Annotated in this window: 16 protein-coding genes and 1 other RNA gene; 5 read left to right on the top strand and 12 right to left on the bottom strand. The window is 67.4% G+C overall.

Annotation, left to right across the window (positions count from 1 at the left end; genetic code table 11):
* Positions 1-205: 205 nt before the first annotated feature.
* Entirely contained in the window at positions 206-1696 is a 1491-nt protein-coding gene (locus IHD13_RS17275; RefSeq protein WP_195862279.1) for a CoA-acylating methylmalonate-semialdehyde dehydrogenase, read from the bottom strand.
* A 36-nt stretch (positions 1697-1732) separates the two neighbouring features.
* Positions 1733-3076: an aspartate aminotransferase family protein gene (locus tag IHD13_RS17270; RefSeq protein WP_195862278.1), complete on the bottom strand. Its 1344-nt coding sequence runs from the start codon at positions 3074-3076 to the stop codon at positions 1733-1735.
* 145 nt (positions 3077-3221) lie between these two features.
* Here IHD13_RS17270 and IHD13_RS17265 point away from each other — a divergent pair, with 145 nt between their 5' ends.
* Positions 3222-4187 carry a LysR family transcriptional regulator gene (locus IHD13_RS17265; RefSeq protein WP_195862277.1) on the top strand — a complete coding sequence of 322 codons (966 nt, stop codon included), beginning with the start codon at positions 3222-3224 and terminating at the stop codon, positions 4185-4187.
* 40 nt (positions 4188-4227) lie between these two features.
* A complete protein-coding gene (locus tag IHD13_RS17260) occupies positions 4228-4653 on the top strand; it encodes a DUF3617 domain-containing protein (protein WP_195862276.1) in 426 nt (141 codons plus the stop codon).
* A 70-nt stretch (positions 4654-4723) separates the two neighbouring features.
* On the opposite strand, the gene IHD13_RS17255 is transcribed toward IHD13_RS17260, so the two are convergent.
* Positions 4724-7831: an efflux RND transporter permease subunit gene (locus IHD13_RS17255; RefSeq protein ID WP_195862275.1), complete on the bottom strand. Its 3108-nt coding sequence runs from the start codon at positions 7829-7831 to the stop codon at positions 4724-4726.
* The gene (locus tag IHD13_RS17250; protein WP_442786576.1) at positions 7831-8949 is read right to left on the bottom strand and encodes an efflux RND transporter periplasmic adaptor subunit; all 1119 of its coding nucleotides are present in this window, start codon (positions 8947-8949) and stop codon (positions 7831-7833) included. Before IHD13_RS17250 ends, IHD13_RS17255 begins: the two co-directional genes overlap by 1 nt.
* Positions 8950-9152: 203 nt before the next feature.
* Between IHD13_RS17250 and IHD13_RS17245 the strand changes: the two genes are divergently transcribed.
* Together IHD13_RS17245 and IHD13_RS18585 are read left to right on the top strand one after the other, a co-directional pair.
* Entirely contained in the window at positions 9153-10334 is a 1182-nt protein-coding gene (locus IHD13_RS17245) for an NAD(P)/FAD-dependent oxidoreductase (RefSeq protein ID WP_195862274.1), read from the top strand.
* Between the two features lie 99 nt (positions 10335-10433).
* Positions 10434-10667 (top strand): GDCCVxC domain-containing (seleno)protein, encoded by a 234-nt coding sequence (locus IHD13_RS18585; RefSeq protein WP_326838385.1) that lies wholly within the window; start codon positions 10434-10436, stop codon positions 10665-10667.
* A gap of 109 nt (positions 10668-10776) precedes the next feature.
* On the opposite strand, the gene IHD13_RS17240 is transcribed toward IHD13_RS18585, so the two are convergent.
* From IHD13_RS17240 to IHD13_RS17210, 7 genes are all read right to left on the bottom strand, one after another.
* Positions 10777-11055, bottom strand: a complete 279-nt coding sequence (locus IHD13_RS17240; protein WP_195862273.1) for a YqjK family protein — start codon at positions 11053-11055, stop codon at positions 10777-10779.
* Positions 11056-11135: 80 nt separating this feature from the next.
* Entirely contained in the window at positions 11136-11540 is a 405-nt protein-coding gene (locus tag IHD13_RS17235) for a phage holin family protein (protein ID WP_195862272.1), read from the bottom strand.
* Positions 11540-11872: a DUF883 family protein gene (locus IHD13_RS17230; protein WP_195862271.1), complete on the bottom strand. Its 333-nt coding sequence runs from the start codon at positions 11870-11872 to the stop codon at positions 11540-11542. The genes IHD13_RS17235 and IHD13_RS17230 overlap by 1 nt, the downstream gene beginning before the upstream one ends.
* Before the next feature lie 67 nt (positions 11873-11939).
* Complete coding sequence (locus IHD13_RS17225; RefSeq protein WP_195862270.1) at positions 11940-12971, bottom strand: phospholipase A; 1032 nt, start codon at positions 12969-12971, stop codon at positions 11940-11942.
* A 101-nt stretch (positions 12972-13072) separates the two neighbouring features.
* Positions 13073-13837 carry a TlyA family RNA methyltransferase gene (locus IHD13_RS17220; protein ID WP_195862280.1) on the bottom strand — a complete coding sequence of 255 codons (765 nt, stop codon included), beginning with the start codon at positions 13835-13837 and terminating at the stop codon, positions 13073-13075.
* Between the two features lie 72 nt (positions 13838-13909).
* A complete protein-coding gene (locus IHD13_RS17215; RefSeq protein ID WP_230086397.1) occupies positions 13910-15892 on the bottom strand; it encodes a hypothetical protein in 1983 nt (660 codons plus the stop codon).
* A gap of 85 nt (positions 15893-15977) precedes the next feature.
* On the bottom strand, positions 15978-17201 hold the full coding sequence (locus IHD13_RS17210; protein ID WP_195862268.1) for an ATP-grasp domain-containing protein: 1224 nt from the start codon (positions 17199-17201) through the stop codon (positions 15978-15980).
* A gap of 177 nt (positions 17202-17378) precedes the next feature.
* Between IHD13_RS17210 and ffs the strand changes: the two genes are divergently transcribed.
* Positions 17379-17475, top strand: an RNA gene (gene ffs / locus IHD13_RS17205) — signal recognition particle sRNA small type.
* A gap of 90 nt (positions 17476-17565) precedes the next feature.
* On the opposite strand, the gene IHD13_RS17200 is transcribed toward ffs, so the two are convergent.
* Complete coding sequence (locus tag IHD13_RS17200; RefSeq protein ID WP_195862267.1) at positions 17566-18249, bottom strand: DUF2201 family putative metallopeptidase; 684 nt, start codon at positions 18247-18249, stop codon at positions 17566-17568.
* Between the last annotated feature and the right edge of the window lie 221 nt (positions 18250-18470).

The following is an 18470-nucleotide window of genomic DNA, read 5'->3' as shown; positions in this document are numbered from 1 at the left end:
GCGATGATCTACCTGATTGGCAGCCCCGTGGGCCGCTTGTCCGATCAGGCCAAATCCACATGAAGTGACGAAGAACCATATCGTGCAGGCTGCTATGCTGACTGCATCGAAGGAGCGGCCTCCTGCTTTGGTCTCTCGAAACAATCAAAAAGGCCGGATCGGGTCGCCCCGATCCGGCCTTTCAATGCCCCGAGCGTCCTGCTTCTCAGGAGGGGAAGGAGAACTGCGCTCCTTCGCGTACTCCGGCGGAGGGCCAGCGCTGGGTGATGGTCTTGCGCTTGGTGTAGAAGCGCACCGCGTCCGGGCCGTAGGCGGCCAGGTCGCCGAACAGCGAGCGCTTCCAGCCGCCGAAGCTGTGGTAGGAAACCGGCACCGGCAGCGGCACATTGATGCCCACCATGCCGACCTGGATGTGATCGCTGAAGTAGCGGGCCGCCTCGCCGTCGCGGGTGTAGATGCAGGTGCCGTTGCCGTACTCGTGGTCGTCGATCAGCCGCATGGCCTCCTGCATGGTGTCGACGCGCACCACCAGCAGCACCGGGCCGAAGATCTCTTCCAGGTAGCAGGTCATCTCGGGGGTCACCCGGTCGATCAGGGTGCCACCCACGTAGAAGCCGTTCTCGAAGCCCGGCACTTGCACGCCGCGGCCATCGACGACGATCTCGGCGCCCTGGGCCTCGGCGCTGTCGATATAGCCGCAGACCTTCTCCTGGTGGGCTTGGGTGATCACCGGGCCGAAGTCGTTGCTCCCGTCGAAGTGGGGGCCCACCTTGAGGGTCGCCAGGCGCTCGCTCATGGTGGAAACCAGGGTGTCGGCGGCGGCGTCGCCCACCGCCACGGCGACAGACAGCGCCATGCAGCGCTCGCCGGAGGAGCCGAAGGCGGCGCCGGTTAGGGAGTCGACCACGTTGTCCATATCGGCGTCGGGCATGACGATGGCGTGGTTCTTGGCGCCGCCCAGGGCCTGGCAGCGCTTGCCGTTGGCGCTGGCGCGGCCGTAGATGGTCTCGGCGATGGGGGTGGAGCCGACGAAGCTCACGGCCTGCACCCGCGGGTCGTCGAGCAGGGTGTCCACGGCCTCCTTGTCGCCATTGACCACGTTGAGCACCCCGGGGGGCAGGCCCGCCTCCAGGGCCAGTTCGGCGATATAGAGGGTCGAGGTGGGGTCGCGCTCGGAGGGCTTGAGCACGAAGGTGTTGCCGCAGGCGATGGCCATGGGGTACATCCACAGCGGCACCATGGCCGGGAAGTTGAAGGGGGTGATGCCGGCCACCACCCCCAGCGGCTGGAACTCGCTCCAGGAGTCGATATTGGGGCCCACGTTCTTGCTGTGCTCGCCCTTGAGCAGCTCCGGTACGCCGCAGGCGTACTCCACGTTCTCGATGCCGCGCTGCAGCTCGCCCTTGGCGTCATGGGTGATCTTGCCGTGCTCGAGGCCGATCAGCCGGCAGATCTCCTCGGCGTGCTCCTCCAGCAGCTGCTTGAAGCGGTACATGACCCGGGCGCGCTTGGCGGGCGGGGTGTTGCGCCAGGCCGGGAAGGCGGCCTGGGCGGCTTCGATGGCGGCCTCCACGGTGGCCTGGCTCGCCAGGCTGACCTGGCTTGCCACCTCGCCGGTGGAGGGGTTGTAGACGGCCTGGGTGCGGGTAGCGTCGTCGACGCGAACGCCGTTGATCAGGTGGCCGAGAGTGGTCATTGCAGTACCTCTAGCTAAACAGTGGGTCGGTCGTGTTCAGTCCAGTTCGCCGAGGGCGTCGCCCAGCACATTGATCAGACGGTCGATCTCCTCGGGCTCGACGATAAAGGGCAGGCCGAGCTGGATGGTGTCGCCGCCGTAGCGCACATAGACCCCCTTTTCCCAGCACTTCATGGCGATCTCGAAGGGGCGGCGGGCCGGCTCACCGGGGTAGGGCTCGATCTGCAGGGCGCCGGCCAGGCCGTAGTTGCGGATATCGCTGACGTAGCGGCTGCCCTTGAAGGAGTGCAGGGCGGCCTCGAAGCGGGGGCTCATCTCGCGCACTCGCTCGATCAGGCGGTCGTTCTCGAGCACCTCCAGGGTGGCCAGCGCCGCGGCACAGGCCACCGGGTGGCCGGAGTAGGTGTAGCCGTGGGGCAGTTCGAGCATATAGTCGGGGCCGCCTTGCTCCATAAAGGTCCGGTAGATCTCGCCCTGGACGATCACCGCGCCCATGGGCACCGCGCCATTGGTGAGCTGCTTGGCGACGTTCATGATGTCCGGCACCACGCCGAAGGCGTCGGCCCCGGTCATGGCGCCCATGCGCCCGAAGCCGGTGATCACCTCGTCGAAGATCAGCAGGATCTCATGCGCATCGCAGATCTCCCGCAGCCGCTGGAGGTAGCCCACCGGCGGCGGAATCACCCCGGCGGAGCCGGCCAGGGGCTCGACGATCACCGCGGCGATATTGGAGGCGTCGTGCAGGGCGATCAGCTCCAGCAGCTCCTCGGCCTTGTCGGCGCCACGCTCGGGCAGGCCGCGGGTGAAGGCGTTCTCCGCCAGCAGAGTGTGGGGCAGGTGGTCGGCATCGATGCCCTGGCCGAAGAGGGCGCGGTTGGCGCCGATGCCGCCCAGGCTGATGCCGCCGAAATTGACGCCATGATAGCCCTTGGCGCGGCCGATCAGCTTGGTCTTGGTGGGCCGGCCCTTCTTGCGCCAGTAGGCCCGGGCGATCTTCAGGGCGGTGTCGGCGCTCTCCGAGCCGGAGCCGGTGAAGAAGGCGTGATCGAGGCCCTCGGGGGTCAGCTCGCGCAGACGGTGGGCCAGCTCGAAGGCCTTGGGGTGGCCGAACTGGAAGGCCGGCGCATAGTCGAGCTCGGCGAGCTGGCGGCTCACCGCCTCGGTGATCTCCGGCCGACCGTGGCCGGCGCCGCAGGTCCACAGGCCCGAGAGGCCATCGAAGACCTGGCGGCCGTCGGCATCGGTGAAGTAGCTGCCCCGGGCGCCGACGATGATCCGTGGGTCGCGCTTGAACTGGCGGTTGCCGGTGTAGGGCATCCAGTAGGCATCCAGCTGTTCGGGGCTCAGGCCCGCGGTCTGGGGGAGATCACGCTCTGACATGGCCGCATCCTCGGTTGGCGTTGCCATTGGTGGTATGAGTCGCAGGCTAGTCCCGATCGGTGATAAGTTAAATCCAGGGTTTTTTAATCTTGTGAAAGCATTTGCTTAACTTATTCCGGCTGGGTCGAGAGCAGAAGGAGGCGCCATGTCACGCCGTAAGGCGGCCCTGAGCGGCCAGGTCAGCGATGCCGACCTGCGCCTGCTGCGTATCTATCGCAAGGTGGTGGAGTGCGGCGGTTTCTCCGCCGCCGAGGTGGAACTGAACATCAGCCGCGCCGCCATCAGCATGGCCATGAACGACCTGGAGACCCGGCTCGGCCTGCGGCTCTGCCAGCGGGGGCGCAGCGGCTTCTCGCTGACCGACGAGGGGGCCGAGGTGTACGAGGCCGCCCAGCAGCTGTTGGCGGCGGTGGAGGGCTTCCGCACCCGGGTCAATGGCCTGCACGCCTGGCTCAAGGGGGAGCTCAATATCGGCATCACCGATAACCTGGTGACCATGCCGGAGATGCATATCACCCATGCCCTGAGTGCCCTGAAGGCCCGGGGGCCGGAGGTGCGCATCAATATCCGCATGATCCCGCCCAGCGAGATCGAGCTGGGGGTGCTCGACGGTCGCCTGCATACCGGGGTGATTCCGGCCCTCAAGCGCCTGCCGGGGCTCGACTACCTGGCGCTCTACGAGGAGCGCTCGCGGCTCTACTGCGCGACGGGGCATCCGCTGTTCGCGGCCGAGTCGGTCACCGAGGCGCAGCTTGCCGGGTGCGATGCGGTGGTGCCGGCCTATGCCCAGACCGCGGAGATCAAGGCGTGCCATGATCCCCTCAAGGCCGCGGCCACCGCCACCGATCGCGAGGGCATCGCCTTCCTGATCCTCTCCGGCTGTTATATCGGCTACCTGCCGACCCACTACGCCGAGCGCTGGGTGCGCGAGGGGCGAATGCGCGCCCTGAACCCCGAGGCCTGGCACTACCTGACCCACTACAGCGCCATCACCCGCAAGGGCGCGCCTCCCAACCTGGTGCTGGAGAGCTACCTGGAGGAGCTGGAGCGGCTGGTCGAGGCGTCCCGGGAAGGGGGCGGGACGTGCCATTTCCCATCCTCAGGGTCATGACGTAAGCTGCGATGTACATTCATTAAATCTGGAGTCTCCCATGCTGCCGCGCGTTCTGCTCGTTTCCGCCGCCCTGGCCCTGCCCCTGGCCGCCCAGGCCGAGGCGCCCGACCTGCTGCCCGGGCAGTGGGAGTTCACCAGCACCACCACCGTGGAAGGCGACATGCCGATTCCCGATCAGCACGAGACCCATCAGGAGTGCCTGACCCAGGCCGAGATCGATGAGGCACCGATGACCATGATCGAGGAGGAGGAGGGCTGCGAGCTGCTGGAGCAGAACGTCAGCGCCTCCGGCATGGACTACCGCATGCGCTGTGCGGGGGAGGGCGGCGAGGCTTCTATCGTCGGCAACATGAGCTACCTGCAGGATCGCGCCGAAGGCAGCATGCGGGTGGAGATGACCACGCCCATGGGCGAGATGGTGATGAATACCGAGATTCAGGCCGAGCGCCTGGGCGACTGCTGAGCCGCCGTCTCTCGTCTCTCGTCATGCCCACGGGGCCGGATCCAGGATCCGGCCCCGTGTTTTTTGGCGGTTATCTCGCCTCGGCCGCCATCTCCGCCTCCAGGCGCCGCTTGACGTCGCCGGGGGCGCCGGTCTTGCGGGCCAGCAGGTCGTAGGCCACGGGAATCACGAAGAGCGTGAAGAGGGTCGCCGCCGCCACGCCGCAGAGGATCACGGTGCCGATCACCAACCGGGTCTCGGCACCGGCGCCGCTGCCGATGATCAGCGGAATGGCGCCGGCCATGGTGGTCACCGCGGTCATCAGGATCGGCCGCAGTCGGGTCACCGAGGCCTCCACCAGGGCGGCGTGGAAGCGCCGTCCCTGGTCGCGCAGCTGGTTGGCGAACTCGACGATCAGGATGCCGTTCTTGGCCGCCAGCCCCACCAGCATCACCAGCCCCACCTGGCTGTAGATGTTCAGCGACTGGCCGGTGACGAAGAGCCCGAGCAGGGCGCCACCCATGGCCAGGGGCACGGTGAGCATGATCACGAAGGGGTGGACGAAGCTCTCGAACTGAGCGGCCAGCACCAGGAAGACCACCAGGGCGCCCAGCACCAGCAGGAAGGTGGTGGCGCCGCTGGCCTCGCGGAAGTCCCGGGAGGCGCCGGCCACGTCGGTCTGGGCCTCGGCGGGCAGCAGCTCGGCGGCGCTGCGCTCCAGGTAGTCCAGGGCATCGCCCAGGGCGTAGCCGTCGGCCAGGTTGGCCTCCAGGGTAATGGCGCGCAGCCGGTTGTAACGGTTGAGGGTGTTGGCCCCGGCGAAGTCGGTGAGGGTCACCAGGCTGCCCAGGGGCACCAGCTCGCCGCTGCGTGACGAGCGCACCTGGATGTTCTCCAGGCTGCGGGCGCTGCGCTGGGTCTCCCGCTCGCCCTTGAGGATGACGTCGTACTCCTCGCCGCCGTCGACGAAGCGCGTCACGTTGCGCCCGCCCAGCAGGGTCTCCAGGGTGCGACCGATCTCGGTGACCGTGACCCCCAGGTCGGCGGCCCGCTGGTAGTCGATATCGATGCGCAGCTGGGGCTGGGTCTCCTGGTAGTCGCTGTCCAGGGCGGTGAGGCGCGGGTTGTCCTCGCGGATATGCGCGAAGAGGGTGTCGCGCCATTCGGCGAGCTGCTCGTAGGTGCCGCCGCCCAGCACGAACTGCACCGGCTTCTGGACCCGCTGGCCGAAGCCCTGGCGCATGATCGGCACCGCGGTGACCCCGGGCAGGGTGGCCAGCTCGGCGCGCACGTCGGCGAGGATCTCCCAGGCGCTGCGGCGCTGGCTCCAGTCGGTGAGGCTGACGATGGCGAAGCCGCCATTGAAGTTCTCGATATTGCCGAAGCCCCGCGGCGCCCGCACCACCAGGCGCTCCAGCTCGCCCTCCTCGACCATCGGCATCAGCCGCGCCTCGATCTCGTCCATGTAGTCGAGCATATAGTCGTAGGTGGCGCCCTCGGGGCCATTGACCAGGATGAAGAAGCTGCCGCGGTCCTCCTGGGGGGTGTATTCGCTGGGCAGGTGCTGGGCCAGCCACAGGGTGCCGCCGACCAGGCCCAGGAACAGCGCCAGCACCAGCAGGCGCAGCTTGAGCACGCGGATCAGGGCGCGCCGATAGAGGCGCTGGCTGAACTCCAGCAGCGTCTGGACGGCATGGGCCAGGCGCCCCTCCTGCATGCGCGGGCTGAGTATCTTGGAGGCCATCATCGGCGTCAGGCTCAGCGCCAGCAGGCTGGAGATGGCCACCGCCGCGGCCAGGGTCAGGGCGAACTCGGAGAACAGCCGGCCGATATTGCCCTGCAGCAGGCTCAGGGGCACGAAAACCGCGATCAGCACCAGGGTGGTGGCGATTACCGCGAAGGCGATCTGGCGGGTGCCGCGATAGGCGGCCACCAGGGGCGTCTCGCCATACTCGTGCATGCGCCGGTTGATGTTCTCCAGCACCACGATGGCGTCGTCGACGATCAGGCCGATGGCCAGCACCAGGGCCAGCAGGGTCAGCAGGTTGATGGAGAAACCCAGCAGGGCCAGGGCGATAAAGGCGCCGATCACGGCGATGGGCACGGTGACCGCGGGTACCAGGGTGGTGCGCACGTTACCCAGGAACATAAAGATCACCACCACCACCAGGCCCATGGCGATAAACAGGGTGATCACCACCTGCTTGATGGCGTCCGCCACGAACACCGAGGAGTCGTAGTTGAGGCTCAGCGCCATGCCCTGGGGCAGGGTCGGCTGCAGGCGCTCCATCTCGGCGATCACGCCCTCGGAGATCTCCAGCACATTGGCGGTGGACTGCTTGAGGATGCCCAGGCCCACCATGGGCACGCCGTTGCCCCGGAAGACGGAGCGCTCCTCCACCACGCCCAGCTCGACCCGGGCCACGTCGTCCAGGCGCACCACATAGCCGTCGCTGCCCCGGGCCAGGGCCAGGCGGCGGAAGTCGTCGGGCTCGGCGAAGCTGCGCGGCAGGCGCACCATGAACTGACGGTCCCGGGACTCGATGGCGCCGGCGGGCAGCTCGACGTTTTCGGCGCGCAGGGCGTCGGCCACGTCATTGACGGTGAGGTTGCGGGCCGCCAGGGCGTTGCGGTCGAGCCACACCCGCATGGCGTAGTCGCGACCGCCACCGACCCGCACCCGGGCGACGCCGGGCTGCACCGAGAAGCGGTCCACCAGGTAGCGGTTGGCGTAGTCGGTGAGCTCCGCCAGGGAGTAGTCGTCGCCGGTCAGGCTCAACCACAGCACCACGTCCTCGCTGGAGTCGGCCTTGGTGACCTCCGGCGGATCGGCCTCGTCGGGGAGGTTGCGGGCGGCCCCGGAGATGCGGTCGCGCACGTCATTGGCGGCGGCGTCGATATCCATGTCCAGGGCAAACTCCAGGCTGATTCGCGAGCGGCCGTCGCTGCTGCTGGAGGTGATCACCTGGATGCCCTCGATGCCGGCGATGCGATCCTCCAGCACCTGGGTGATGCGGGTCTCCACCACGCTGGCCGAAGCACCGGGGTAGCGGGTGTCGATGCTGACGATGGGCGGGTCGATGGCCGGGTACTCCTGGAGCGCCAGGCGCTCCAGGGAGAGGACGCCGAAGGCGATGATCAGGGCGGCGATAACGGTGGCGAAGACAGGGCGCTGGATGGAGAGATCGGAGAGCCGCATCAGGCGCCCTCCCCGGCGTGGCGGCGGCCCTGCTCGAGGATCTCGCGGATCGAGGTGTGTTCATCGGCGATGCCCAGCAGGGCGACCTGCTGGCCGTGGCGGATGCGCTGGGTGCCGTGGCTGACCACCAGGGCCTGGGGCTCGAGTCCCTCGCGGATCTCCACCAGGCCGTCGCCGCGCTCGCCGATGGTCACCCGGCGGCGCTCCACGCGATAGTCGTCGGCCTCGTCCAGCACCATCACGTAATGGCGCTCGCCCTCCGGCACCAGGGCCGCCTCGGGAATCACCAGGGCCTGGCGCGGCTGGCGCTGCAGGGTCACCGTCATCAGCATGCCGGGGCGCAACTTCAGCTCGGGGTTGGCCAGCTCGGCGCGCACCGGCAGGCTGCGGCTGACCGGGTCGACCCGGGCGCCGAGGCTCGCCACCTCGCCCTCGAAGCGCTCGTCCGGGTAGGCGGCACTGCGGGCGCTGAGGCGCAGCCCCGGGCTGAGGCTGGCCAGATGCACTTCCGGCACCGGGAAGTCGAGTTTCATCACGTCCAGCTTGTCGAGGGTCACCAGCTCGGTGCCCGGGGTGACCAGGGCGCCGACGCTGATATCGCGAAAGCCCACCACCCCATCGAAGGGGGCGCGGATGCGGCGATTGTCGAGGCGTGCCTGGATCGCCTCGATCTCCGCCTCGACCCGGCGCAACTGGGCCTGGGCATCCTCCACGTCGGCCCGGGGGGCCAGGTTACGGTTCTGCAGCTGGGCCAGGCGGTTCACCGCGGCGCGGCGCTCGTCGCGCTGGGCCTGGGCGGCGCGCAACTCGGCCTGGGTCTCGTTATCGCCCAGACGCACCAGCAGCCGACCCGCCTCGACCCGCTCGCCATCGCGGAAATTCACCTCGGCCACGGTGTCGGTCACGGTGGCCGAGAGGGTCACGCTCTCGCTGGCGGAGAGGGTGCCGAGGGCTTCCAGGGGATCGGCCCAGGGCCGCAGTTCGGCGCGGCTGGCGATTACCCCGGGCGCCGTCTGGGCCAGGGCAAGGGCGGGCAGCAACAGCAGAAGCAGAAGCAGCAGCAGCAGCAGGGTGGGCCATAGGCGGCGGGCCAGGCAGGCGTCAGGCATCGAGGTCATGGAGTCGAGTCACGGTGGATGAGACGAGGCCGGCGCATCCCGCGCCGGGCTGGGGTTCTCTTATCAGGCTAATGGAACCCTGGAGGGAAGAGTATGACAAAAATCGGCAAGCCCCTCACTATGTTATACAGAGGTTGTACGGGGTGGGAAAGTTCCCCGGCCCCGGGTAGAATCCGCGACCCATTCCAGCCCAGGAGCCTCCCATGCCGTCCTCCCCCGATGTGGTGGTCATCGGCGCCGGTGCCGCCGGCCTGATGTGTGCCCTCACCGCCGGCTATGCCGGGCGGCGGGTGCTGGTGCTCGACCACGCCAACAAGGCCGGCAAGAAGATCCTGATGTCCGGGGGCGGGCGCTGCAACTTCACCAACCTGGCCACCACCCCGGCCAACTTCTTCTCCGCCAACCCCCACTTCTGCATCTCGGCGCTCAAGCGCTATCGGCCGGAGCATTTCGTCGAGCTGGTGGAGCGCCATGGCCTGGAGTATGTGGAGAAGGCCCCGGGGCAGCTGTTCTGTGCCCACTCCGCCAAGGAGCTGTTGGCGATCCTGCTCACCGAGTGTGACTGGGCCGGGGTGGAGATCCGCCTCAAGACCGCCATCGAGGGCGTGGAGCGCCAGGGCGAGGGGATGCGCCTGCGCACCTCCGATGGGGTCATCGATACCGGCGCCCTGGTGGTGGCCACCGGGGGCCTGTCGATTCCCACCCTGGGCGCCAGCGGCTTCGGTTACGACCTGGCCCGCCAATTCGGCCTGGCGGTGACCGAGACGCGACCGGCCCTGGTGCCCTTTACCCTCACTTCCCAGTGGAAGGCACGGGCCGAGGCCCTGGCCGGGGTGGCCAGCGAGGTGGCGGTTCGCTGCCGGGACGGTCACTATCGCGAGCCGCTGCTGTTTACCCACCGCGGGCTCTCCGGCCCCGCCATGCTGCAGATCTCCAGTTACTGGCAGCCCGGCGACGAGCTGGCCATCGAGCTGCTGCCCGGCGTCGATGCCTTCGACGCCCTGGTGACGGCGCGTCGCGAGAGCCCCAGGCGTCAGCTCGGCACCTGGCTCGCCGAGCGGTTGCCCAAGCGCCTGGCCCAGGCGCTCATCGACTGGCACGGCGGCGATGGCATCCTGGCGGAGCGCGGCAATGCGGAGCTCGAGGCCTGGGCCCGGCGCCTCAATGATTGGCGCCTCAAGCCCGCCGGCACCGAGGGCTGGCGCACCGCCGAGGTGACGATGGGCGGCGTCGATACCCGGGCCATCTCCTCCAAGACCTTCGCCGTGGAGGGGCTACCCCAGCTGCGCTTTATCGGCGAGGTGCTGGATGTGACCGGCGAGCTGGGCGGCTACAACTTTCAGTGGGCCTGGGCCAGTGGGGTGGCCTGCGGCAATGCCCTTTAAGGGGCCTTTTAGGGCCCTCTTTTCCCGACGTTGAGAAAGCGGTGGGCCAGAAGCGCCAACCTTGCTTAGACTCAAGGTAGATCGCCGGGGGAGGGGCTCATGAGTTTGGGGGTGCTGTTACAGTCGACGCTGCGCTGTCCGGACTGTGGTCACCAGGAGCGGGAGACCATGCCCAGCGACGCCTGCCTGTGGTTCTACGAATGCCGTGGCTGCGGACGCTTGTTGCATCCCTTGCCAGGGGATTGCTGCGTGTTCTGCTCCTACGGCAGCGTGGCTTGCCCACCGGCCCAGAGTGCCGCCGGGGGCGACAAAGCTCAGGAACCCGGGACCTAGGCATCCCCATCGCCGAGACGCCGGACCGCTGCTGAAGCAGGCGCCAACCACCCCGGCGCAAGACCCCCACCTACCTTGTAGGAGCTGCTAGCTTTAGCTGGCGATTCTTTCATCTTAGCAGGCGTCGGGCGCGGCGCAGCAGCAGCGCCCCGGCGGCGACCCGCTTGGCGACGCGCACCAGGGAGGCGGGGCGTTTGGCACTGCGCCATATCAGCAGGCCGCCGACGCCATAGAGGGCGGCCTTCCAGCGCATCAACTCCTGCCAGCGGCTATCGACCTCGCGGCCGGCACCCTGCCAGCGCTCCGCGGCGACCAGTATATCGATACGCTGCTGTTCGATCCGCGCTTCCAGAGCCGCCTTATGTGCCGCTCGTTCATCGCGTGTCATGGCGCTCCGCCTCCCTACGCAGCAAATCGATACGTTGCTGTTCGATCCGCGCTTCCAGGGCCGCCTTGCGTGCCGCCCGCTCATCGCGTGTCATGGCGCTCGCTCTCTTTTTCCAGTAGCTCCCGGTCGGTGGCCAGGTGGCGCAGGGTGCTCTTCAGCAGGCTGGGACGGCGCGCCAGGCGGCGGACCCAGAGCGCCATGCCGAGGCCGGCGCCCAGCAGGGCCAGGGCGCAGGCACCCAGCGCCAGCAGGCGGTGGCTCTCCCAGAACACCACGACGACGAGCAGCACCAGCACCACCAGGCCCAGCAGCAGCAGGAGCAGGCTGAGCCCGCAGAGCAGCAGCAGGGTCACCAGGCGGGCGCGCTCCTCCTCGAGTTCCACCACCAGCAGGCGCAGGCGAGTCTCGCCTACGCCCACCAGGCTCTTGAGCAGTTGCTTGGCGGCCGCGAAGAGGCGACTGGCCGGTCCCTGGCTGTCGGCCATCAACGCCGCCCGATCAGCATGCCGATGACCACCCCCACGGCGGCGCCAATACCGACGCTGGTCCAGGGGTTGCTGTGAACGTAGCGATCGCAGGCGTCCACCTGTTCGCGGACGCTGTCGCGGGCCTCCTCGTAGAGGTGCTCGCCGCGAGCCTCGAGGCGGTGGCGGGTCTCCTGCAGACGCTGCTCGGCTTTCTCGCGTAGCTGCTTGATATTGCTGCGGGAGTCATCGGCGGTGGCGCCCACCAGCTCTTCGAGCGTTTGGGTCAGGTGCTCGAGATCGGCCTTGAGCTGGTCGGTGCTGGCATCGGTGCGGGGGGTACGACTGGCCATCGGGTCTTCCTCTGACGGTGAATGACAGGCTCAGCATAGCAGCCGCCATCGGCGCTGCAATCGGGGCTTACTCCGGATGGCTGCTGAACAGGGGGTTGAGGCTGAAGCCGAGGCTCAGGCGGTGTACCCGGTGATCGTAGTCGATCATGCTCTCGCCATAGCCGTAGTAGTACTGGAGGTGGCCGCGGATATTGCCGAACAGCGGCCAGGAGTAATCGATCTGGCTACCCAGGTTGCCGGCGCTGGGATTGCCGCGCACCACCAGGCTGGCCTCGTGGTCGCCATTGAAGCGGCGCGCCACGCCGATATCGCCATAGCCCATGAAGCGGTCGATGTCCGGGTTGTCGTCGTCGCCGTCCGACTCCGGGATGCGCCAGTGGGGGGCGAGGCTCACCGCCCAGTCGCCGTGCTGGAAGAGCAGGTCGACATAGAGCCGGTTCCAGCTGCGTGACAGTGGCTCGGAGCGACCGTTGGACTGGTGGTTGAAACCCAGGCGATTGCGGGTATTGGTCCAGCCGAACAGCGTCCAGGCATTGTCGAAGCTGAGGAAGACCTCGGGCTCGTAGTTGGTCTCCCGGAAGGGGGAGGAGGCGTCGGTATTGTAGGCCTGCCACCAGCTGCGCTGGGTATAGGCGAAGAAGAGGTCGCCGTTGTCGCCGAACAGGTCCTCCAGCAGGTTGACCTTGACGCTGAACTGGAACTTGACCTCCATATCGCTGGGGCCATTGGCATCGGTGATGGCACCAAAGGCGTCGCGATTGGGGCGGTTGTTGAAGCTGACCGGTAGCAGGTAGTTGCGGCGGTAGGCGGTGATCGCCAGGGGGTTGCGGGTCGATTCCCGCTCGAAGGCGCGGCGCTGGCGAATCTCCGCCAGCACCGCCTCGTCCGGCTCCTCGAGCAGGGAGGGGCGCGATGGCACTTCCCGGGTCTCCTCTTCGACGAGCTGTCGGCGCAGGATGTCGAGTTCGCTCTCCAGGGCCTGGATGCGCGCCTCGATGGCCTGTCGCTCGATAGGCGTCGGGCTATCGGCAAAGGCCAGGCCGGCCGGAGCCAACAGCCCGAGGGCACACAGCGAGGCCAATCGGAACGAAGCAGTCATGGTGGCTATCCATAGCGGGGATCATCAGGGGTTTCTACCATGCTCCCCGGGCAAGTCAACGCCAGGCGATGTTTGCTAAGTCGGCTTGGCTGAGGACCGGCTCAACCGCGGCGCGCGTAGAGCAGGAACTCCCGGTTGCCATCGCCGCCGAGAATGGGACTGTCCCCCCAATAATGCACCTCGAGGCCTAGCTCGGCGCAGCACGCCCGCAGGCGCTCCTCCACCTGGCGATGCAGGGCCGGGTCCTCGACGATGCCCCGGGCATTGACCCGCCCCGGCCCCACCTCGAATTGTGGTTTCACCAGGCTCAGCAGCTCGCCCCCGGGGGGCAGCAGGCGTGCCAGGGCCGGCAGGATCAGCGTCTGGGAAATAAAGGAGACGTCCATGACCGCCAGGTCGGGGCCGCTGGCGCCCTGGGCCGCGAAGGCCGACGCCAGCTCAGGGGAGGCGTCCATATGGCGGGCATTGAGCCCCTCCAGGCAGGTGAGGCGGTGATCGCCACGCAGGCTGGGATCGAGCTGATCGTGTCCCACCTCCACGCCGATCACATGGCGAGCGCCGTGGCGCAGGGCGCAGTCGCTGAAGCCGCCGGTGGACTGCCCCACGTCCAGGACCAGGCGCGCGCTCAGGTCGATCGCCAGGGCCTCGAGCAGAGCCTCCAGCTTGAGGCCGGCCCGCGACACATAGCGCTCCTCCGGGTCCTCGGCCACCGCGAGGCGGCACTCCAGGGGCAGCTTCTCGCTGGGCTTGTCGAGCACCCGGCCGGAGTCAATGAGAGTGACGCGGCCGTGGCGGATCAGGCGCTGGGCGCGGGCCCGGGAGCGGGCCAGGCCCTGGGTGACGAGCAGCTGGTCGAGGCGTTGCATCGGCATGGCGTTTATCGTGACGAGTGAATCGGGCGCGCAGTATAGCGTCGCCCCGGGGCCCGAGGCGATGGCTCAGGCATCCGGCGCCCTGGGGGCCGGATGGGCCTGAAGCTCGTTGGCGGGCAGGCGCTCGGCCCCCCAACTGCGCATCAGGTAGCCCAGGGCGCTATCCAGGCTCTCCTGGGGCACGCTATCCACATCGCCCTGTTCCTGGGGGTCGAAGTGGAAGATATAGAGTCGTGAGGCGAACTGCTCCACCGGCAGGGAGCCCTCGCCGAAGCGCTCGCCGTGACCAGCGGTGCTGACCCGGACCTCGTCGCCCCAGTCCTGGCCGCTGTCATTGTTGGGATTGAAGAAGTAGACCCGCATCACCTCCTCGGGGTCGAGGACGACCCGCAGGATGGTGATGGCATGCCAGCCGATGAAGCGGGCGGCGCTGTCGGTCACGGCGATACCGGCGGGCTGGGGGTGGATCAGCGGTTGATTGCCGTTGTAGTAGGGGTGGTAGGCGGCATAGAAGTGGCGCAGGAAGGCCTCGGGTTCCAGCAGTTGCCCGCTGGCCACGTCCACGTTGATGCGGAAACCGCGCCCGGCCCACCAGCCATGGAATTCCGGGTTGACCCAGCGGTGGGGGTCGCCCTCGCGGCCGAGGCAGCGACGCCCCATCTCCACGTAGATGCGATCCAGGTGAGGCACCACGATCAGCGAGACCGGGTCGAGATCCAGCGGCGGGGTCTCGGCCAGGCCGGCCTGGCTCTCCCGGGAGGAGATGGCCTCTCCCTCGAAGTGCATCACCACCTCGTCGTCCCGGGCCGCCCAGGCCACCATCTGCAGCAGGTAGTCTGGGTCATTGTAGGCCCACATGGAGAGGGCGCGGGCCGACTGGCAGGTGGGGTTGTTGCCCTGGCCCACGCCCAGGGGCTGGCCCAGCATGCACAGCACCCCTTCCAGGAGGCGGGCCCGGGGCGACGGTGAGTCACCGAAGACCTGCGCCAGGTGTTGAGTGTTCGTCTCGCTCAGCGTCAGGCCCAGCTGGCGCCACAGGGCCGGGGCCACCGGTGGCTGGTAGAGGATGCCGCGCTCCAGCATCAGCGCCAGGCCATAGATGGCCTGGGCGGTGGCCGGATGCACCGCCTCCTCGATCAGGGCATGCACCAGTTGGCGGTAACAGAGCAGGCAATCGCGGCCGGTGGCCGAGAGCCCCAAGGCTTCGGCCACAAGGTGGTCGCCCCGTTGCAAGAGATGGCGCAGCAGCAGGGGGTGATAGGGAGAGACCAGGCCGGTGTCGTGCATCGCCCGGGCGAAGCCGGAGGCCTCGTACTGCAGGGTGCCATCGTCCATGCTGGCTAGGCGCTGGGCATAGGCCTCGAGCCCGGGATCCTCGCGGCAGCCCTGGGTGGGGCCATAGAGGCTGCTGATCAGGCGGTCGGCGCCCTGACCGCTGGCGCCTAGCTCGATGCCCGGGTCGGCCCGACAGATGGCGATCTGGGTGATCATGCGCTTGGCCGCCTCCACCTGGATGGGACGCTGCTGCAGGATGCGCCAGATCTCGTCGATCAGCGGGTCGATGACCCGTTCATAGCCGATATGCTCCGCCAGGTGCTGGAGCAGCCGCTGGGGCAGCTCACAGAGGCGCCCCTGGGTCTCGCGCTGCGCCTCGGAAGGCGGCGTGAACAGGCGCCCCAGGTTGATGGCCAGCACCTGGGTCAGGAAGTGGTGGGCCTGCTCGGCGGAGACCTGGGGGTGGCGGTACTCACCCTGGGCCACGGCCAGCAGGCGTAACTCGCTCAGTGCCTCGATGACCAGGGTATCGGCCTGGGGGCTCTCGAGGATGCCGGCGGTCAGCGAGGGGATCAGGATCTGGGGGCAGGCCCAGTCGCTGCCGGCGAAGACGCCGGCCTCTTCCAGGCGTTGGGCGCGGGCCTGTAGGGCCGCGGCCCCGCCCGGCTGAAGCAGGACGCGACGCGCGCTGTCGAACACTCGAGGTAGCTTGGCGGGCTTGGCGAAGGGTCGAGCCTTGGCCAGCAGCTCGATGGCGCTGTCCAGTTTCACCAGCAGGCTCTCGAGCCTGCTGGTGTCTCCTCGAAGGGAAGGGGTCTCAGGAGGCACGCCGTTTCCTTAATCGTGGGACGGTCGATGATTATACATAGAAGTCCACTTCCTCCTGGCGTTTGAGCAGGTCACGCAGCGTCTCGGGGTCCTCCCCGGTGAAGTAGATCAGCCCCCAATGCGTGCCGAAGGCGGAGCGCTTGGTCACCGTCTCCTGGAGCGGCGGGGTCAGTTCGTGGGACTCGAAGTAGGGGTGATCCTCGGTCTCCTCGGGGATCTCCAGGCGGCTGACCACCCGGCGACGGGGATAGACCCCGAAGCAGCCGGCATAGCCCTTGGCATCGACCACTTCTCGGGGGAAGAAGGCCTCGACCTCTGCCTCGGTGCTCTTGGGGTCGAAGACCAGCATGCTGGCCTGGTAGGCGTTGAAGCCGTAGACCCGCTCCAGCAACTCGAAGACCTTGAAGCCCGGCGGCCGATAGGCCACCTCGCCGAAATACATCTCGCCGTCGCTGGTGACGAAGTACTCGGGGTGGATCAGGCCGAACTCGATATCGAAGGTCTTGATCAGTTTCTCGATCTGGGCGGTGATCTGGGCGCGATACTTCTCCAGGGCCGGTGAGGCGGGCACGAAGACCGAATAGCCCAGGGTCACGTACTCCGAGATATTGAGGAAACGGATCTTGCCATTATGGATCCAGGCCTCGACGGCGAATTCCCAGCCATCCAGGTGGGACTCCATCAGCGCGGGGAATTCCTCGTCGGGAATGGCATCCACGTCGTCGGGGGTGCGGATCATCCGGTGCCCCAGGCAGCCGGCCTTGTCGAAGGCCTTGAGATGAATCGGGTCATTGGGGTCGCCGTCGAGCTTGAGCAGGGTCTGGTTGACGCGGCGCAGGAAGCGCATCACGTCGTCGCGGTCGTGGGCCTCTTCGAAGATGCCTACGCGAATGCCGCCCAACTGGGCACGACGCTTCATCAGGGATTTATCGCGCATCAGCATCGATTGCCCCAGCAGGCGAGGGTTGTCGAGCAGCACCGAGTTGATGGCGCCGGCCCACTCCACGGTCTCCTCGAAGAGGGGAATCGCGACATTGACGCCCATGTGCTTCAGGGTTTCGGCAATTTCCAGGGAGCGGTCGTTGAGGCGCTCGAAGTTCCAGGGAACGTAGGGGATATCATGTTCCTGGCAGTAAGGCTCGGCCCAGTCCGGGGCGACGACCACATAGCGACGGTCGAAGTCCTCGGCGGCCTCGATGGCATTCAGGCTCCAGCCAAGCAGTGCGATATAACCCTTGTCAGGATTCGTCTTCATGGGGAAGTGCCTCTGCATCGGTGGGTGACTACCCCCTAACCTTGGACGCTTAGGCGGGGAATTGCCACCGGCCTTGCGAGGCCGCTGGGGCGCTGTTATAGTGCGCGGCGTCGATTCAAGCGGGTGTCCTGCTTGGCTCGTCTCGAGGTACCAAGACGTCCTCCGCTATGGTGGCCCCGTCGGTCCTCCCGCAACGCGAAGCTGCAAACCCCGCCAGGCCCGGAAGGGAGCAACGGTAGTGGTGGATGCGTGTGCCGGGATGTGGCTGTCGGGGCCGCCTCCATTTCGGCCCCATGGCCCGATCCTGTCCCCGGTGTTCTCCGAGCCCCAGCGGCTGCCTGCCGAACGGCTCTCCTCTTGCTCGTTATCCTTGACGCTTGATCAGATAGGCACGCAGTGGCGTAGCCAGCCTTTCCCTCTGTGCCAGCTCCAGCCACAGGTTGGCCAGGGCGTCGTCGGCATCCAGGGGGGTATAGTCCGGGTCCACGAGAGTCACCTCGTCGTAGTCTCGGGGTGGGTCCAGGGGATGCTGATCGAAGTGGTGGTCGTACTGAGGGTGAGGGTGGGCGGCCAGCCAGTCGTAGACTTGGCCGTTGCTGCGGCCGGCCTGGGAAAAGTAGAAGACGGCATCCCTGGGGAGGCGCAAGCCTTCCAGCAGTACCAGATAATTGGCCTCATGCTCGCAGGCCAGGTTCCAGCGCAGGTTATCCCGGTGTGACTGGGCCACGATATGACCGCAGACGCAGTGCCATACCAGGTGAGCGGTAATAAAGTGACGCTCCACCGGCCTCAAGGTGGCGGTAAAACGGGCATTGAAGAAAAGGTGGCGGCCATCGGTGGTCACCGTGTCGAGCCGATCATCGAGTATCGGAACCGGTGTGAGGTGGCGAGCCAGGCGTGCCGATGCGCCCTCGTGGCCGGCCCAGGTCTGGATCTCCTGTAGCCACTGTCGATGCTGTGCCGCTTTCAGGGCCTTGTTGTCACCGCTGTGGTCCGGGGTGGCTGCCAGGAAGCGCTGCCTGGGGCTCAGGCTATCGATCAAGGGCATGGTCAGGCTCCTCCATGAGTAGGTTGGGGGCATTGCCCCACTGAGTCAGCCTATGCCAGGAGGGAGAAGAGTGCCGTCGGCTTTCGATGACAGCAGGCGTAGGTGAGCGGCCAGGCCCGCTCCTCGGAGTGAGAAGTTTTTCAGCAAAGTCCTTGCAAGGGGGCGGGGTAATCCGTAAAGTACGCATCCGCTGCCAGCGACGGCCATCGTCACCGGCGGCA

The sequence above is a fragment of the Halomonas sp. 328 genome (assembly GCF_015645095.1).
Lineage (GTDB): Bacteria > Pseudomonadota > Gammaproteobacteria > Pseudomonadales > Halomonadaceae > Bisbaumannia.
The sequence above is the reverse complement of the archived record's forward strand: the minus strand, read 5'-3'. Positions and strand labels throughout refer to the sequence as shown.

Bases quoted from the DNA above. Each gene is read 5' to 3' on its own strand.
- IHD13_RS17275 (WP_195862279.1), bottom strand. From the start codon at position 1,696: ATGACCACTCTCGGCCACCTGATCAACGGCGTTCGCGTCGACGACGCT.
- IHD13_RS17270 (WP_195862278.1), bottom strand. From the start codon at position 3,076: ATGTCAGAGCGTGATCTCCCCCAGACCGCGGGCCTGAGCCCCGAACAG.
- IHD13_RS17265 (WP_195862277.1), top strand. From the start codon at position 3,222: ATGTCACGCCGTAAGGCGGCCCTGAGCGGCCAGGTCAGCGATGCCGAC.
- IHD13_RS17260 (WP_195862276.1), top strand. From the start codon at position 4,228: ATGCTGCCGCGCGTTCTGCTCGTTTCCGCCGCCCTGGCCCTGCCCCTG.
- IHD13_RS17255 (WP_195862275.1), bottom strand. From the start codon at position 7,831: ATGCGGCTCTCCGATCTCTCCATCCAGCGCCCTGTCTTCGCCACCGTT.
- IHD13_RS17250 (WP_442786576.1), bottom strand. From the start codon at position 8,949: ATGACCTCGATGCCTGACGCCTGCCTGGCCCGCCGCCTATGGCCCACC.
- IHD13_RS17245 (WP_195862274.1), top strand. From the start codon at position 9,153: ATGCCGTCCTCCCCCGATGTGGTGGTCATCGGCGCCGGTGCCGCCGGC.
- IHD13_RS18585 (WP_326838385.1), top strand. From the start codon at position 10,434: ATGAGTTTGGGGGTGCTGTTACAGTCGACGCTGCGCTGTCCGGACTGT.
- IHD13_RS17240 (WP_195862273.1), bottom strand. From the start codon at position 11,055: ATGACACGCGATGAACGAGCGGCACATAAGGCGGCTCTGGAAGCGCGG.
- IHD13_RS17235 (WP_195862272.1), bottom strand. From the start codon at position 11,540: ATGGCCGACAGCCAGGGACCGGCCAGTCGCCTCTTCGCGGCCGCCAAG.
- IHD13_RS17230 (WP_195862271.1), bottom strand. From the start codon at position 11,872: ATGGCCAGTCGTACCCCCCGCACCGATGCCAGCACCGACCAGCTCAAG.
- IHD13_RS17225 (WP_195862270.1), bottom strand. From the start codon at position 12,971: ATGACTGCTTCGTTCCGATTGGCCTCGCTGTGTGCCCTCGGGCTGTTG.
- IHD13_RS17220 (WP_195862280.1), bottom strand. From the start codon at position 13,837: ATGCAACGCCTCGACCAGCTGCTCGTCACCCAGGGCCTGGCCCGCTCC.
- IHD13_RS17210 (WP_195862268.1), bottom strand. From the start codon at position 17,201: ATGAAGACGAATCCTGACAAGGGTTATATCGCACTGCTTGGCTGGAGC.
- IHD13_RS17200 (WP_195862267.1), bottom strand. From the start codon at position 18,249: ATGCCCTTGATCGATAGCCTGAGCCCCAGGCAGCGCTTCCTGGCAGCC.